Source organism: Elusimicrobiaceae bacterium, from assembly GCA_028700325.1.
Classification (GTDB): Bacteria; Elusimicrobiota; Elusimicrobia; order Elusimicrobiales; family Elusimicrobiaceae; genus JAQVSV01.
Genome location: JAQVSV010000011.1, coordinates 33379 through 48580 on the forward strand (window position 1 = coordinate 33379; position 15202 = coordinate 48580).

Genomic DNA, 15202 nt, shown 5'->3' on the forward strand with positions numbered 1-15202 from the left:
TTGCCATGAGATCATCGCTTCCATGGCTTGCGTTGTTTGTGTTCTGCGGGACAGGGTTTGCCGCCAGCGCGCGCAATATCGTCGAGCTTGGCAACACCTACCTGCATCTGGATTTCTGTTCCGAAAAAAAGGATATCTGCCGCACGGTGCGGGTCATACTGCCGGACAATTACACAACCGAAAACGCGGTCTATCCTTCTTTTTATATGATTGCGGACTCGGGCGGAGCGCGCGGCTGGCAGACCGAACAGGTCACGCGCCAGCTCCTGAAAGCCAGAATCACGCCGCCAATCATACTGGTGGAAATCGAGCCGGCGGAAGTTTCAACCGCGCCCGTCGCCGCCGGCCGCCAGGCGGAGTTCGTCGCGCGCGAACTGGTACCGTATATTGACAGCAATTTCCGCACGCTGCACAGCTCCGACAACCGCATTATCGCCGCCGCCGGCGAAGACTGCAAAACAGCGCTCGCAATCCTGCGCAGCTATGACAGCTTCAGCCGCGGCGCGCTGTTTTCGCCGCTCGTGCCGCAGACGGACGTAAAAAAAACCGGCTTCAACGACCCCAGGCTGAAGCTCTGGCTTGATGCCAGCCCCGCCGACGGATCGGAGCCGGGCCCCAATTTTCTCACCGAACCTGTTGCCCGGCTGACGGCGTTCGCCGCAGCCCTGAACAACAGCCCGTTCCTTTACGGGCACAATTACCTGACCGCGCTGCGCGAAACGGCTTTATTCGCGCCGGGCGAAAAAGCCGCCCGGCTGAAAGACGCGCTCACCTTTCTCTCCGACGGACCGGGGTTTGAGCCGGTGTCGGTTTCCGGGCGCGTTTCCGGCAGAAAGGCGGGGCTCAACCGCGTACCGGAAAACATACTGTTTTCGCTCAAAACCCGTTACAGAAACGGCATCACCGCCGACCGCATTCCCAGGGAAAACGAAATCAGGGTTTCGCCGCCCTATTTCGGATATCGGAACGGGCTGCTGACACTGCGTTACGGCGCGGCGCCCGGCCCGGTAACCGTAACGGGCAGGCTGGGCAAACTGACGGGTTCGGCCAAAGTGTCGGTGGTAAAAAAAGCGGCGGACAGTTTCATGGTGACATTTACCGTAACCGCTCCGAAAGACACTCCTGAAAACGCGAAAATATACCTGTCCGGCAACAGCGCCCTGCTTGGAGGCGGCAAACCGGACGGGATTGCGCTCACACCCGGCAAAACCGGAAGCCGCCATTACCGGTTCAGCCGGCGGTTTCCCGCAGGCACGGCTTTGCGTTTCAATTTCACGCTGGGCGATTGCGATACCGCGGAAAAAGATTCGCGGGGCAATTTCCTGCCGCCCCGGCAACTGCTGGTTACGGCTGACGCGTCAATAAATTTCCGCCCGGCGGCGTGGCTCTCGTCCGACCAGATAAAGAGCAGGAATCTGGCGAAAAAAATCCAGTTGAAGGTTCTGTCGCCGGCGAAAGCGGCAGGCATGATCGCCGGCCCGATCAAATACCGGACGGACCCGGCAAAATATACGCATCTGCAAAAGATATTCCCGAAACCGCCGCCCACCGCCGTTTCAACGCATACCGTTTCAGATACCGCGCCCGCCGCCGATACCAAACCGGATACGCAGGCTGCTGTGGCCGCCGCGCAAAACAAATAACGCCTGACTTTTTTGCCGCGCGACGGAAGTTATCAACAAAACTTTTGAAAATGCATATTTTAAAAATTTTGTAAACGGTTTTTTTTAAAATTTACACAGGTCAAGGCCAGTTTATCCACACCCGCAGCGCAAATGCAATAAAAAAGCGTTTTTTTATGCACAAACAGCACCCGGACAGGATCTTACGTCGAGAAACCTCTTTAAAAACAGTCCGTTCAATTGGAGAATCAACCTGGAACTGCCGGACTTATCAACAACTTCGTCAAGTTATCAACAGATGTTGGCAAATTAATACATTCCGGCATATTCAACTCTGAAAAAACCGCCTTTGAGGTTATCAACACGCTGTCAACGCATACGCTCCGCGCCAGTTTTTGTCTGCGCTTTATTATGTTGCTATAATACCATTGCTATGAAAAACATATTGTTCATTTTTTCAGTGATAACAGTTTTCGCGCTGGCAGGCTGCGGATATAACTCCATCTATAAAAATCCGAAGCAACGGGAAGAGGCATTGCGGGCGGAGCAGGATATGCAGTCCGTGCGCGAAATGGTGCGCACCAAACAGCTGCCAAAAATAGAATTCGAGTCCAACTCGGCGGTGCTGCTCCCGCAGTCTTACAGAACGCTTGATCTGATCTCCGAAATCCTGCTCAATTACTCGAACATGAAACTGACAGTGGAAGGCCACTGCGACGATATCGGCTCCGACGATTATAACGACGCGCTCTCGCTGGCCCGGGCCAAAGCCGTCAAATCCTATCTGGTGGAACTGGGCGTTTATCCCGATTATATCCGGACGAAAGGCTACGGCAAGCGCCGGCCGGTCGTTTACGGAACCGACGACGAGGCGCGCGCGCTTAACCGCCGCGTCGAATTCACGCTTACCACCCGGTCGTGGCAATCGGTATTTTAGCCATTGACGCCGGAGCTTGCTTTTTTTCCGTTATTATGCAATTTTGTAAAGGGTAACAGGACGCACGTTATTACTTCAAGGAGATTCCAGTATGATTGATCTGGTAAAAAATCTTGCTTCGGTCAACCGCAGAACCAAGGGATCCGTGATCCGGGAACTGCTCAAACTGACCAACAAGCCGGAAATAATATCTTTCGCCGGGGGGCTGCCCGACCCCGACGCGTTTCCCACAAAAGAAATCGCGGAAGTCACCCAGCACGTTCTGGCGACCAACGCGAAAAACGCTTTGCAATACGGCCCGACCGAAGGCGTGGCCGAGCTGAAAACCGAAATCATCAAAATGCTCAAGGAGGACGAGGGGATTGACGCGGTGCCCGAGGAAATCCTCATCACCTCCGCGAGCCAGCAGGCGCTCGACATAATCGGCAAGGCTTTTATTGACCTGTCCGACCCGATCATCGTGGGCGTGCCTACCTATCTAGCGGGCCTGCAGGTGTTCAAAGGCAACGGCGCGGAAATGATAGGGCTCCGATCCGACGGGGAAGGCATTCTGCCTGAAGACCTTGAAGAACGCCTTAAAAAACTGCGCTACGAGGAAGAACACTATAAATTCCTTTATCTGGTGCCCGATTTCCAGAACCCGACCGGAACCACGCTGTCGCAGGAACGGCGCAGGAAAATAATCGAACTGTCCGCCAAGTACGATCTGGTGATCATCGAAGATTCGCCCTACCGCCAGATCCGCTTCGAAGGCAAGGCGCCGGACATGCTTTACAAGCTCGACACGACCGGCAACGTGATCAGCCTGTTCACTTTTTCCAAAACCATGGCGCCGGGCCTGCGGGTAGGCTTTATACTGGCGCAGCCGGAGCTGATCCGCCGGTTCGCGCTGCTCAAACAGAGCATTGACCTGTGCACTTCGCCGTTTACCCAGCTGGTAATCGCGGAATTCATGAAGCGGGGCTACCTCAGGCCGCACACCGATTCCGTGGTGGCGAACTACCGCGCCAAACGCAATCTGATGATCAAGGTCCTGAAGGAAACCATGCCCGCCGGAGTCACCTGGACCGAGCCGCAAGGCGGCCTGTTTCTGTGGCTGAGCCTGCCGCCGCACATGGATGCGGTTGCGATGTTCCCCAAAGCGATTGAAAAGAACGTCGCCTATGTTATCGGAGAGGCGTTCCATTGCGACGGAAGCGGCCGCAACACCATGCGCATAAACTTTTCCTACGCCACGCATGAACAGATAGTGGAAGGCATTACCCGCCTTTCCAATGTTATCAAGGAAAATATCTGACGAAACCCTGCCTCTTGAAAAGGCGGCCCTGACAGGGCCGCCTTTTTTAATGCCGCAAGGAACCGTTCCGCTGCCTGCCGCCACGGCGAGAACCCGGCGTGAAAACCGGGGGCGGAAAGGGTCGTCACGGCAACTGGCATCGGTGACTCTGCCCGGCACGCCGGCGGCATTACGGCGCGCCCCCGTTTTCGACGTGGACGGCAAACGGCATGAACCGCACGGCAAGGCGAACGCAACACCGCTGAAGGCGCTCGCGTCAAAGACAGGCGCTTTGGACAAGACGACCATTCATTGAAAACCGGAAGTGTAAAATTCACCGCATCAGGAAAACAACGGCTGCCGGATTTCCTGCGCGGACAGATACATAATAGTCCATTATTGGTATAATTCTTTTATGCGATTTCTTCACACCGCCGATCTGCATCTCACTTCGCCCAGAAAAGCCGAAGGCACGCACCGGCTTGAAGTGCTGCGCACGCTTTGCCACATGGCGCGCGAATATGACGCGCTTGTCATCGCGGGCGACGTTTTCGACAGCGCCGCCGAAGCGCCCGCCCTGCATGAAACGGTGAAAGAAATACTCACCTCGATCAATCCCGTGCCGGTGCTGATAGTGTCCGGCAACCACGATCTTCTGCGCGGGGACAACCCGTTCGACGGACGGTATGATTTCGGGCAGGGCATCAATGTGCGGCTGCTGGCGGCTTCGCCGTTCGAAAAAATCGAAATCGCCGGCGCGGTATTTTACGGGTTCCCGTTCCAGCAGTCAAAAACGACCTCGGAACTGTTCCGGGAACTGCCGCCGCCGGAACTAAGCAAGCCTCGCGTAGCGGTTTTGCACGGCACGCCGTGGGACATTCCCGAACTGTCGGGGTTCGCCGCGGGCGCGGAAAACGCCGAGGAAGGCGGCGACCTGATCATTAAAAACGACGATCTGCGCCAGGCGCGGTTCGTTTACGCCGCGCTGGGCCATATTCATAAACCGGCCGTCTGGCAGGCGGAACGCTGCACTCTTTCATTCCCCGGCGCGCCGGACGCGGTGCGGATAACGGAAACCGAGGGCGGCACGGCCAACGCTGTTGAAATTGACAAGGAAAGCAAAATTACGGTGACCAGGCTGCCGGTGCCCGGCGCGCTCCGGGCGCTGCGCAAACAGTTTTTCGTTTTCCCCGGCGGAGAAGACGAATTTTTCGATAAAGCCGACGCTTTCCTCGCCGCAAACGGCGCCGCTTTCCGCACCGGAATCGTGGTGGAAGGCATTGCGGACCTCAACCGGGTGCAGGAACACTGCCTTACTCTGGGCGACAAATGGCGCGGCCTGCCCGTGCCGCCGCATTTCCGCGTGCGGGCCGAACAGACTCAGGACAGCTCGAGCGACATGATCATATACACTTTCATCCGCAAGATGCAGGAAATGAGCGCGGAGGAAATGTCCGACGACAAACGCGATTTCCTGCGCCGCTCGCTGGTAATAGGCTGGCGCGCGCTCACCAACAAACCGCTCGATCCCGAATCGCTTACGGAACGGCTGATATGAAACTGGAACAGCTGACCCTGAAAAATTTCGGCGCGCTGGGCGACCGGTCATTCGACTTTCACGGCAGGTCAGCCGTGCTGTACGGCCCGAACGAAGCGGGCAAAACCACGCTGATTGACGCGGTCACCGCCGCGATGTTCGGCGCGCCTCGCGGCAACACCACTTTCGGCAAAAAATATTTCGCGCGCTACGGCGGCGCGGCGCAGGCGCAGGTACGGCTGAAAACAAACGAGGGAACTCCGGTTGCGGCGGCGCAGGACGCGCCTCTTCAGCCCGCCGCGGATTTTCCGCCGGAACTGTTCAGGACGCTGCTCACCATCCGCGCAGGCGACGCGCACATAGCGCACGAAGAACGCAATTTCATGGAGGCGTTCACCAACCGGGTGCTGGGCGGCGGAAAAGTGAACCTGGGAAGGGGCATGACGGAAGTCCGGAAAATCTACTCGCCCGACCGCCGGAGCCGCTGGTACACGCTGCTCACCGAAGCGCAGGACACGCTTAACATGCTGCGCGCCAAAATTTACAAAACAGGCGATATTGAAAGCTCGGTCCGGGCCAGAAACGAGCTTTCGGCGCTGATAGCGGAACATGCCGCCGAGCGCGACAGCCTGGCGCAGCGGAAAATCCAGCTTGAGGCGGAGCGGGCGCTTGCCGCGCTCGACGAACTGAAAAAACTTCAGGCCGAGCTGCTGGGCACGGAACGGGAAATTGACAATCTGAGCGGAGTCAACCGCAATATTTACCAGTACTACCGCACGCTTGACGAAGAAGTGAAAGGCCTGCTGGCGAAAAAACGCTCGCACGGCGCGCGGCTGGCCGAACTCGAAAAAAACATCGCCGACCAGCAGGGCGCGAAAGCCGCGCTTGAAGCGCTCGCGCTGAACATGCCCTCGCAGGACTTGCGGGAAGACGCCAGCCGCGCGCTGGCACGGTACCGCCGGAGCCAGGAACTGGCCGCCGCTCTGGCCGGCGGCGGAAACGCCGGGCTGTCGGCGACTGCCGGACTGACGGCTGCCGTCGCCATGATCGGCGGGGGAACCGCGCTCGGCTGGCAGTGGTACGCGGCCTGGGCGGCTGGACTGGCGGCGGGCGCGCTCGCATATTTTCTCGCGCGCAACATGGCGGTTTTTTCGCCGGCGGCTGCTAAAGCGCGCCATGAGCTTGAAGAGGCGAAATCCGCCTATCACGGCGCTCTGGCCCGCCTGGGCGATGGCTGGACGGGCTCCGGGCCCGCGGAAACCGCCGCGAAATTCGAGCGCGCAGAGCACGAATTCCAGCGCACGAGCGGCAAACTGGAAACGGTGCGCGCGCTTCTGTCCGAGCTGGAGCGCAGGCTGGCCTCCGAAAAAGCCCAGCTCGCCGAAACGGAAGCCACTTACAGCCAGTTCTCCGGCAAGCTGGAGCGCGAGCTGGCCGCGCTCGGCGCGGCCAGCGTTGACGCGCTCAACGGCAAGGTGGAAAAACTGGAATACCTTTTCTGCTCGCGCGACGACCTTGCAGGCAGAATAGCGCGCGAAGTGGGAACCGCGGGCAAAGACGTCAAGCCCGCGCTTGAGCTGAGAATTCAGGAACTGCAGCGCGCGCTTCCGCCCGAAGCGGAGGGCGCCGCTCCGCGCTCCGCGCGCGAAATAGAGCTGGATCTCAAACGCACCGACAAGGAGCTGCAGTCGCTCGGCGCGCAGCTTGAACAGGACCGCCGGAATATGGCGGAAAACAACGAAAAACTGTCCCGGCTCGAAGGCGAGGTGGGCATGCCCGCCGCCGAGGTGTTCGTGCGCGAGCGCAAACTGGAAAATGAGATAAACGACATCATCCGCTGGCGTGACGCGGCGGAGGAGGCATACCGGCTCCTGTCGGAAATCTCCAAAGCGAACGAAGACATGGTGCGCAACTGCGTGGAAAACGCCGCGCCCGTTTTTTCCGCCCTGAGCGGCGGAGTGTACACCAGTCTTGAGCTGCGCGGCGGCAACCCCTTTGAGGAAAACGGCATGACCGTGGTGCACGGCGAGCTCGGCGCGCATCCGGTGGAATGGCTCAGCAGCGGCGCGCAGGATATTCTGTGGCTGGCGGTGCGGATTATTTTCGCCTCGTCCGGCTATGCGCGTCCGGCGTTCATGATTCTGGACGAGCCGTTCCACGCGCTTGATCCGGGCCGCACGGCAAACGCTTTGAAAGCGCTTACGGAAGGCGCGCTGGCCGACTGGCAGTTCATCATCCTTACCAAAGATCCCGCCGTGACTTCGCTCGCGCAGGAAGCCGGTTTTTCAAGACTAGACTTAATAACGCCCGTTCAGGAGCTGAAATGACCAATCGTTCAGACAGGAAGGTGCTTTACGCCGCGCTGTGCGTGGCAGTTTCAAGCGCGTTTTTAGTGGGCGGTTACGAATTCGCCCGCAATTCCGCGACAACGCTGTTCATGCAGACGCTGGGCACTGAAAACATGCCCTACGCGCTGGCGGTGGTGCCGGTGGTGATGTTCGGCATGATATATCTGTTCGGGAAAGTGCTGTCGAGAACAGGCCCGCTGCGCGCAATGCTGCTGAGCATGGCTGTAACTGCGGCGGTGATGACCGGGGCCTATTTCGGCGTAAGAAACGGCAGCCCGACAGCAGCCGCGCTTTACTACATTTTCGCGCAGGCTTACATCGTGGTGCTGGTCGAGCAGTTTTGGTCGTTCATAAACAGCACGCTCGACAGCACACAGGCCAAACTTTATAACGGCATAGTGGCCGGGATCGGCGCGCTGGGCCCGATAGCGGCCGCTTATTTCATCCATTCCTATGTAACGCGGATCGGCACGGAACAACTGCTGCTGTGGAGCGCGGCCACACTGCTCCCCTCGGCGCTGATGATTATTCTGGCCTACCGCTACGCGGGCGAACCGGAGCCCACGGAAGAAGAATCGGGCGGAAAGGCCGGCACGCTGCACCTCTCCCTTATCCTGGAAACAAAGCCGCTGCTGATTCTGATGGGCATAATTTTTCTTACCCAGGTGCTTTCAACCGTGCTGGAACTGAAGTTCAACCACATACTGGAAATGACGATTATCGAGAAAAACGCGCGTTCCGCGTTTCTCGGCGGGTTCTGGATGAAAGTGAACATGCTGTCTTTCGTTCTGCAGTTCGTGGCCACGCCGATACTGCTGCGCAAACTTTCGGCCCGGGCTGTAATGGTGGCCATTCCCGTCATTCACCTCACGCTGGCGGCGGGCCTGCTGGTTTCGCCCACGCTGGCGGTCGCTTCGGCCGCGTTCATAGTATTTAAAGGGCTGGACTATTCGCTGTTCCGCGCGGGCAAGGAACTGTTTTATATCCCGCTGTCGTTCGACGCGCGCTACCGCGCCAAGCAGATCGTGGACGCGTTCACCTACCGTTTCTCCAAAGGCATCACGGCAACGGCGCTCAGCATCTGGAAAACGATCGCCGGCAGCGTGCCGCCCGTCGCTTACCCCGTAATCGCGCTGGCGGCGGCGGGCCTGTGGATCCGGCTGGCCGTGCCGCTGACCGAAAAATATGACGGCAATGCCAAAAAATGAGCGCGCGCCATACCCTGTGGTGCGCGGTATGGGAGCTGACGCTCGGCTGTAACCTGAGGTGCATCCATTGCGGCGCCACAGCCGGCAGTCCGCGCGAAAACGAACTGACGACGGAAGAAGCTCTGGCTTTGTGCGACGATCTCAACCGCGCCGGCTGCCGCGGCGTCGCCCTGATGGGGGGCGAACCGTTTTTGCGGCCGGACTGGCTGGCAATCGCGAAACGGATACGGAAAAACGGCATGGAGCTGTCCGTCATCACAAACGGGCTGGCGGGCACGCCGGAAACGGCGGACAGGCTGGCTGAGCTTGCCCCGCGCGCAGTCGCCGTCAGCCTCGACGCGGGCGAACCAGCCCTGCATGACCGCATCCGCGGCAGGGCCGGCGCGTTTGAAAGCGCGTGGGCGTTTATCGGCCTGTGTCTGGCCCGGAAACTGCCGGTCAGCGTCATCACCACGGTGCACAAGCAGAATATCGGCGAACTGGAAAAACTGGAAACGCTGCTGGCCGGTAAAAATATCGCCTGGCAGATCCAGACCGCAGGCGGCGAAGGCAAACGCTTCCGCCGCGAACTGCTTCTGGACGGCGACGAGTTTTATTCCGTGGGGCTCTTCATAGCCAACCTGCGCCGGAAATACAAACCGCACCAGCTGGCGGTGATCGGCGCGCACGATCTGGGCTATCACTCGCATATCATCCCGAACCTTATGCTCGCCAGATGGGAAGGCTGCCAGGCCGGCATACGGGTGCTGGGCATACGGAGCGACGGCGGGGTTAAAGGCTGCCTGGCGATGAACGACGATTATCTGGAAGGCAATATCCGCCGGCGCCCGGTTTCCGAAATCTGGGCGGATCCCGGCGCGTTCGCATACAACCGCCGGTTCGACCCGCGCCGGCTCGGCTCCAACTGCGCGGGCTGCGATTTCGCCAGAACCTGCCGCGGCGGCTGCAACGAAATGTCTTTGATGGCGACTGGCGTAAAACACAACGATCCTTACTGCTTCCTGAAAATAGAAAAGAAATTCCTTGAAGCCGAACTGCGCAATCCGGTGCGCCGCGCGGTTCTCAAACTGCGCCAGAAAGTGAACCGCAAGGTGCAGGACGAGCATCCCCTGTTTAAACTGTTTGGCGGGAAGCGCTGATGAAAATCAACGCGGCGTGCGGGCTGGATTACCGGCCGGGCTATCTCAACATTGACGGGTTCGAAGACGCCGTGGCCGACCGCATTATGCCGCTGTGCCGCATTGACCTGCCCGACGAATGCGCCGATGAGCTGCTCGCCCGGCAGGCGCTGGAACACCTCGGTTTTTTCCGGACGAAGCATTTTCTGGCGGAGAGTTTCCGGCTGCTCAAGCCCGGCGCGACCCTCATTCTGGAAACGCCGGACATTGAAACCTCGTTCGCCCGGTTTGCCGGGCAGGACCGCGCCGGCCGCGAAAAACTGGCGCAATGGATTTTCGGGCTGGAAACCGGCGGGATGGCGCATCCGTTCTGTTTTCCGCGGGAACTGCTGGAAGAAACCGTCGCCGCAGCCGGATTCTCTCCAACCGAGCTGGTGCGTTTTGAAACCCCCGACGGACAGCCCGCGCTCAGGCTGTCCGCCCGCAGAAACGCCGCCGCGCCGGCCCTGCTGTTCATGGCGGAATTGCGGCGGGAACTGCTGGCCGCCGGGCTGTGCCCGTTTACCGAAGAACCGGCCTGCGCAGCGCGGGAAGAACTGTTTGCGGAAATGCAATCCGCGCTTGAAGCCTATTACAGCGGCAAAACAACCGGGCCGCTGGCGGACTGCATGATTTTCTCGCTGGAAAACGCGGAACTGGTCCGCCGGTTTTTCATGACCCTCGCCGCCCGCGAAATACTGCCACGCAAATACGCCGCCTGCGCGGCCGGGCTGGCCGACAAACGGTTCCGCGCCGAACTGCTGCTGCGCATAACCGGCGCGCCGCTTGAGCCGGACCGGCAGGCGGCCGGGCTGGCCTGCGCCCGCTCGCTTGTGCGGGCGGCGGCGGCCGGCCTGCTCACGGGCGGCGATATAAGCGATTATCTGCCTGCGGCTCCCCGGCCCGGTTCGCTGCCGGAATGCGACCTTTCGGCGCTTGATGAAAGAACCTTGCAAAACCGCTCAATGCGGACATGCGCCAAAGCGGTCAAACTGGTCCATACCGGCAATCCCGCCGACGCGCAACACCTGTTAACCAGCGCTCTTGCGCTGTTTCGCCAGAATTTCCGCGCGTGGTGGAATCTGGCGCGGCTGGCAAGACTGACCGGCGACACCCGTCTTGCGGATTCCTGTTTCGACCGCGCGCTCCAATGCCTTGCGCTTAACCCCGGCCTGGACAGAACCGGCTCTACTGCAAAGAACATATTGCTAGACAGAACCGGAAAATGTATAACTTGTTTAGACGGGGTTTTTACCGTCAAATCCAAGGAGGAAACATTAAAATGAAAGTTTCATCAAAACTTGCCCTTGCGGGAATTTTTTGTGCCGGCGCAGTAGCGTTAGTCGCCGGATGCGCCAAAAAGGAAGTCCCTGCGGAAACAATACCGGTTCCCGAACAGGCCGCACCCATCGCAATTGACACCACCACCACACCAGCTCCCGCGGCAGTTTCGGCCGAAACAACTCCGGCCGTACAGTAATTTAACACAGGATCACAATCCGGCGGACAAACGGAACCTTTCAAAAAGCGTTATGTCCGCCGGATTGGAACAATATGACGAAAAAACTGGAAGCAATAGGCGCTAAAACCGGCCTCGCCAGACAGGACGTGCGCCGCCTGTGCGGTTTCGGCGTCCTGAGCATGGCCGGAGCATTGCTGGCCCTGCTCTGCGCGGGCTGTTGCGGAAACAGGAACGTTCCCGCCGGAAACAATGCCGGACCGGATGACCCGCGCGAACCGGTCCTGACGCGCGACAGCCGCGAACAACCCGATCCCCGGCAAGCCGGGCCCGGTCCGGCCGGGGAGCCTGCCCGCCGGACCGACAGGTCGCCCTGGGAAGGCTATCCGGCCGGCACCCGTTACGCAACCGTTTCGCCGAAAGATTTTTAAGCCCGTATTTCAACCCCCGCACATCCCGCTCTCGCTGAATTTTCGCAGACAAAGGAGCGCCCGTTTATGGAAGAACCGATACCGCAGAAAAAACTTTACCGAAGCACACGCGACAGCAGCATATGCGGAGTGCTGGGGGGGCTGGCGGAATATCTGTCGGTTGACCCCGCGCTGATGCGCGCGCTGTTTCTGCTGAGCCTGTTTCTGACGGCGTTTCTCCCGCTCGCGCTGGCGTATTTCGCCGCTGGTTTCATAATGCCGCTTCCGCCGGACGGGTTCAAGCCGCCCGAACTAAAACGCCGTTTTTTCCGCTCGACGGATGACCGCAAACTGCTGGGCATTATCGGCGGACTGGCGGAATATTTCAAGCTGGATCCGACACTTCTTCGTCTGGCCTTTATTTTCGCGCTTTGCCTGACCGCAATCGCGCCCGGGATAATCGGCTATTTCGCGGCTTATTTCGTTGCGCCGGATAACCCTGCGCCGCAGGCCTGACCCGCCGCGTTTTCACCGGTCGGTTTTTCTTGACGGGAAAACCGGACTGTCTGTTTTTATCTTCTAATAGTTACATTTATGTATAATAGCTGAGGATGAAAAGCTATAACCGCGCGGAAATCAAGGAAGAAATAGCCGCCGTAACCGTTTCGCTCGCCATAGTGCTGATGACGGGCACGTTCGGTTATATGATTGTGGAGGACTGGAATTTCCTGGACTCCCTCTACATGACGGTCATCACGCTGGCGACGATAGGATATGGAGAGACGCACCCGCTCTCGCCCGCAGGCCGGATATTCACCATTTTCCTTATTTTCGGCGGACTGGGCTTTGTGGCCTATTCATTCTCGCTTATCACGGCTATTTTCGTGGGCGGGCACCTGACGGATGTTTTCCGGCGGTCCCGGATGGCAAAGCGGATCTCCTCGCTAAAAAACCATTTCGTGATCTGCGGCGCGAACGCCACAGGCATGTGCATCGCCAGCGAACTTAAGGCGGGCGGCGGCAAATATGTGTTTGTGGACGCCAATGCGTCCGCGGCCGAACAACTCCTCGCCGCGGGGCACCCTGTCATCTGCGGCGATCCGACCGACGATGACGTGCTCAAAACCGCCGCCATCACCCGCGCGCGCGGCCTGTTCAGCGCGCTGGAAGGCGACCGCGACAACGCATTCGCCGCGCTGACCGCAAAAACCCTTAACCCGGCGCTGAAAGTGGTTTCCCGCCAGCGGGATGAGGGCGCGGCCCGCAAACTTTTCCAAAGCGGCGCGGACGCGGTCGTAAACACCGCCGGCATAGGCGCTCTGCGGATGGTTTCGGAAATGGTGCGCCCGAAAGCAGTAGCGTTCATGGACCTTATCCTGCGGAAGAATTCCGGCACGTTCATAATAGAGGAAATACCGGTTCCGCGCGGTACCGGCCGCACTTTCGCGCAATTAAACGACATGCCGGGCGTAAAAGTGCTGGCGGTGCGCCGGCCTCGGGATCAGGACTACTCGATCAATCCGCCCCGGGCCAGCTGCTCGTAGTCACCGGCACGGAAAACAAAATAAGGCAGTTCCGAGAATCGCTGCAGACCAAACTGGAGGACCAATGAGAAACTTTTGCTTTCCAATCAATTTAATTCTGGCGGCGCTGCTGGCCGCCGCGGCAGTCACACCGGCGGCGGCGCAGAAAAAACCTGCCGCCTCGGGCTTTCTGTTCATCGAGCAGGGTTATACCCCGCAGGACAGCAAGGAAACCATTGTGGACGAGCCGGTGAAAAAAAAGGTGAAAAGGAAAATCCAGTACACCGGCAATAACGGACAGCCTTATTATCTGGACGAATACAATTACGCGCCACCCGTCAAATCCGAACAGCAGGAAAGCAACGAGGCTTATCAGGACTACCTCGACAGCAACGCAAGTTATGACGACGAAGCGTATGACCCGCAGTATCACAGCCGCGACAGCGCGCCGCGCAAACCGGCCGGTGAATCAGACCGCTATACCCGGGTTTCCGGGCCGCGCAAAACGACCGGCGGGCCGGCGGAGACTGAAGACCCTTATGCCAATCCCCGCCGCAACACCGGCCCGCGCGGTCACAACTCCCGCTATTATCGCGGCTACTATGACGAACGCTCATCCCGGCGCTATGAGCGCGGCGAATGGACGCCAATCCTGCTGGAGCCGGTGAAAGTGTCGGTCTGGTCGGCGCGAACAACCCCGAAAGACATGATTATCTGGCTGCCCCGGCTGGGGCTTGACCTTTCCGGCAACGCCTATGACAGCGACGGCAATTCCTATTCCTACGGAAAAACGCTCAAAGTCTGGACTCTGGAAAACTACATTCATTACGGCATTACCGATAAATTCGAGGCGGCGCTGGTGCCCACCCTGCGCTACTCGCCCGACAATACCGACAGCAGTTTCGCAATAACGGACACGCCGCTTTATGTGCGCTATATGTTCAAGGACAGCCTCAGCGAGCCCGCCTTCACCGGTTTTGCCCGGCTGATCCTGCCAACCGACTCGGCCGATTCAACCACCCATTTCGTGCATGGCTACGGCCTGCAGATCACCGCGCCGTACCGGCCGGTCATGGTGCATGTGAACCTGTCTTACAATTTCGTGTCCGAAATAAACAATGTGGATCCCGGCAATTACCTCGAATACGGCGCGAACTGCGAATACTATCCGCTGGACAGCCGCTTCAACCTCATGCTGGAACTGGGCGGCACTTTTCAGGGCAAAACTGAAATACGCGGCATAACCGTCGCCGACACAAGCTCAAGCGAATTCCATATCTCGCCGGGTTTCGGGATAACCGCCGGCCGGGCGACCCGGCTTCAGTTCTCTTACACCCGCACGCTGTCCGGCGCGAATTCGGCCATAGAAAATATATTCCGCGTATCCATGACTTCGAAATTTCCGAAATTCAGCGAGATTTTCTACTGACATGCAATTAAGCGTCAAGGCGTTGAAAGACCACTATATCATCTGCGGAGCGAGCCATACCGGCCTCTTCATCGCCGAAGAACTGGCCAAAACGGCATACCCGTTCGTCATAATAGAAAACAACCACGATCTGGCGCACGAACTGCTGTACCGCAGTTTCCTGACCATAGACGCCGACGCCACGGAAGACCGCGCCCTTGCCATGGCGGCAATCAAACGGGCGAAAGGGCTGTTCTGCTGCCTGAAAAACGACCGCGACAACGCGTTCGTCGCGCTGACCGCGCGCATACTCAACC

General features: G+C 58.9%; 14 protein-coding genes. All 14 read left to right on the forward strand.

Features of this window, described 5'->3' with window-relative positions:
• Positions 1 to 5: 5 nt before the first annotated feature.
• The gene (locus tag PHW69_02795) at positions 6 to 1643 is read left to right on the forward strand and encodes an alpha/beta hydrolase-fold protein (protein ID MDD4004115.1); all 1638 of its coding nucleotides are present in this window, start codon (positions 6 to 8) and stop codon (positions 1641 to 1643) included.
• A gap of 412 nt (positions 1644 to 2055) precedes the next feature.
• Positions 2056 to 2559 (forward strand): OmpA family protein, encoded by a 504-nt coding sequence (locus PHW69_02800; GenBank protein MDD4004116.1) that lies wholly within the window; start codon positions 2056 to 2058, stop codon positions 2557 to 2559.
• Positions 2560 to 2650: 91 nt separating this feature from the next.
• Positions 2651 to 3856: a PLP-dependent aminotransferase family protein gene (locus PHW69_02805; GenBank protein MDD4004117.1), complete on the forward strand. Its 1206-nt coding sequence runs from the start codon at positions 2651 to 2653 to the stop codon at positions 3854 to 3856.
• 49 nt (positions 3857 to 3905) lie between these two features.
• Positions 3906 to 4151 (forward strand): hypothetical protein, encoded by a 246-nt coding sequence (locus tag PHW69_02810; protein ID MDD4004118.1) that lies wholly within the window; start codon positions 3906 to 3908, stop codon positions 4149 to 4151.
• A gap of 99 nt (positions 4152 to 4250) precedes the next feature.
• On the forward strand, positions 4251 to 5393 hold the full coding sequence (locus tag PHW69_02815) for a metallophosphoesterase family protein (GenBank protein MDD4004119.1): 1143 nt from the start codon (positions 4251 to 4253) through the stop codon (positions 5391 to 5393).
• Entirely contained in the window at positions 5390 to 7699 is a 2310-nt protein-coding gene (locus PHW69_02820; GenBank protein ID MDD4004120.1) for an AAA family ATPase, read from the forward strand. The genes PHW69_02815 and PHW69_02820 overlap by 4 nt, the downstream gene beginning before the upstream one ends.
• Positions 7696 to 8928: an Npt1/Npt2 family nucleotide transporter gene (locus PHW69_02825; GenBank protein MDD4004121.1), complete on the forward strand. Its 1233-nt coding sequence runs from the start codon at positions 7696 to 7698 to the stop codon at positions 8926 to 8928. The genes PHW69_02820 and PHW69_02825 overlap by 4 nt, the downstream gene beginning before the upstream one ends.
• A complete protein-coding gene (locus tag PHW69_02830; GenBank protein ID MDD4004122.1) occupies positions 8925 to 10067 on the forward strand; it encodes a radical SAM protein in 1143 nt (380 codons plus the stop codon). Before PHW69_02825 ends, PHW69_02830 begins: the two co-directional genes overlap by 4 nt.
• On the forward strand, positions 10067 to 11371 hold the full coding sequence (locus PHW69_02835; GenBank protein MDD4004123.1) for a hypothetical protein: 1305 nt from the start codon (positions 10067 to 10069) through the stop codon (positions 11369 to 11371). The genes PHW69_02830 and PHW69_02835 overlap by 1 nt, the downstream gene beginning before the upstream one ends.
• A 268-nt stretch (positions 11372 to 11639) precedes the next feature.
• On the forward strand, positions 11640 to 11975 hold the full coding sequence (locus PHW69_02840; protein ID MDD4004124.1) for a hypothetical protein: 336 nt from the start codon (positions 11640 to 11642) through the stop codon (positions 11973 to 11975).
• Positions 11976 to 12041: 66 nt separating this feature from the next.
• Positions 12042 to 12470 (forward strand): PspC domain-containing protein, encoded by a 429-nt coding sequence (locus PHW69_02845; GenBank protein ID MDD4004125.1) that lies wholly within the window; start codon positions 12042 to 12044, stop codon positions 12468 to 12470.
• A gap of 95 nt (positions 12471 to 12565) precedes the next feature.
• Positions 12566 to 13498 carry an NAD-binding protein gene (locus PHW69_02850; GenBank protein MDD4004126.1) on the forward strand — a complete coding sequence of 311 codons (933 nt, stop codon included), beginning with the start codon at positions 12566 to 12568 and terminating at the stop codon, positions 13496 to 13498.
• 64 nt (positions 13499 to 13562) lie between these two features.
• Positions 13563 to 14906, forward strand: coding sequence for a hypothetical protein (locus PHW69_02855; protein MDD4004127.1), 1344 nt, complete (start codon positions 13563 to 13565; stop codon positions 14904 to 14906).
• A gap of 1 nt (position 14907) precedes the next feature.
• Positions 14908 to 15202 (forward strand): NAD-binding protein (locus PHW69_02860; GenBank protein MDD4004128.1); only part of this gene is annotated, 295 nt, incomplete at its 3' end.

Excerpts from the sequence above, each read along its gene's own strand:
- PHW69_02820 (MDD4004120.1), top strand. The coding sequence starts at position 5,390 with ATGAAACTGGAACAGCTGACCCTGAAAAATTTCGGCGCGCTGGGCGAC.
- PHW69_02850 (MDD4004126.1), top strand. The coding sequence starts at position 12,566 with ATGAAAAGCTATAACCGCGCGGAAATCAAGGAAGAAATAGCCGCCGTA.
- PHW69_02845 (MDD4004125.1), top strand. The coding sequence starts at position 12,042 with ATGGAAGAACCGATACCGCAGAAAAAACTTTACCGAAGCACACGCGAC.
- PHW69_02815 (MDD4004119.1), top strand. The coding sequence starts at position 4,251 with ATGCGATTTCTTCACACCGCCGATCTGCATCTCACTTCGCCCAGAAAA.
- PHW69_02810 (MDD4004118.1), top strand. The coding sequence starts at position 3,906 with ATGCCGCAAGGAACCGTTCCGCTGCCTGCCGCCACGGCGAGAACCCGG.
- PHW69_02840 (MDD4004124.1), top strand. The coding sequence starts at position 11,640 with ATGACGAAAAAACTGGAAGCAATAGGCGCTAAAACCGGCCTCGCCAGA.
- PHW69_02855 (MDD4004127.1), top strand. The coding sequence starts at position 13,563 with ATGAGAAACTTTTGCTTTCCAATCAATTTAATTCTGGCGGCGCTGCTG.
- PHW69_02800 (MDD4004116.1), top strand. The coding sequence starts at position 2,056 with ATGAAAAACATATTGTTCATTTTTTCAGTGATAACAGTTTTCGCGCTG.
- PHW69_02825 (MDD4004121.1), top strand. The coding sequence starts at position 7,696 with ATGACCAATCGTTCAGACAGGAAGGTGCTTTACGCCGCGCTGTGCGTG.
- PHW69_02805 (MDD4004117.1), top strand. The coding sequence starts at position 2,651 with ATGATTGATCTGGTAAAAAATCTTGCTTCGGTCAACCGCAGAACCAAG.
- PHW69_02795 (MDD4004115.1), top strand. The coding sequence starts at position 6 with ATGAGATCATCGCTTCCATGGCTTGCGTTGTTTGTGTTCTGCGGGACA.
- PHW69_02835 (MDD4004123.1), top strand. The coding sequence starts at position 10,067 with ATGAAAATCAACGCGGCGTGCGGGCTGGATTACCGGCCGGGCTATCTC.
- PHW69_02830 (MDD4004122.1), top strand. The coding sequence starts at position 8,925 with ATGAGCGCGCGCCATACCCTGTGGTGCGCGGTATGGGAGCTGACGCTC.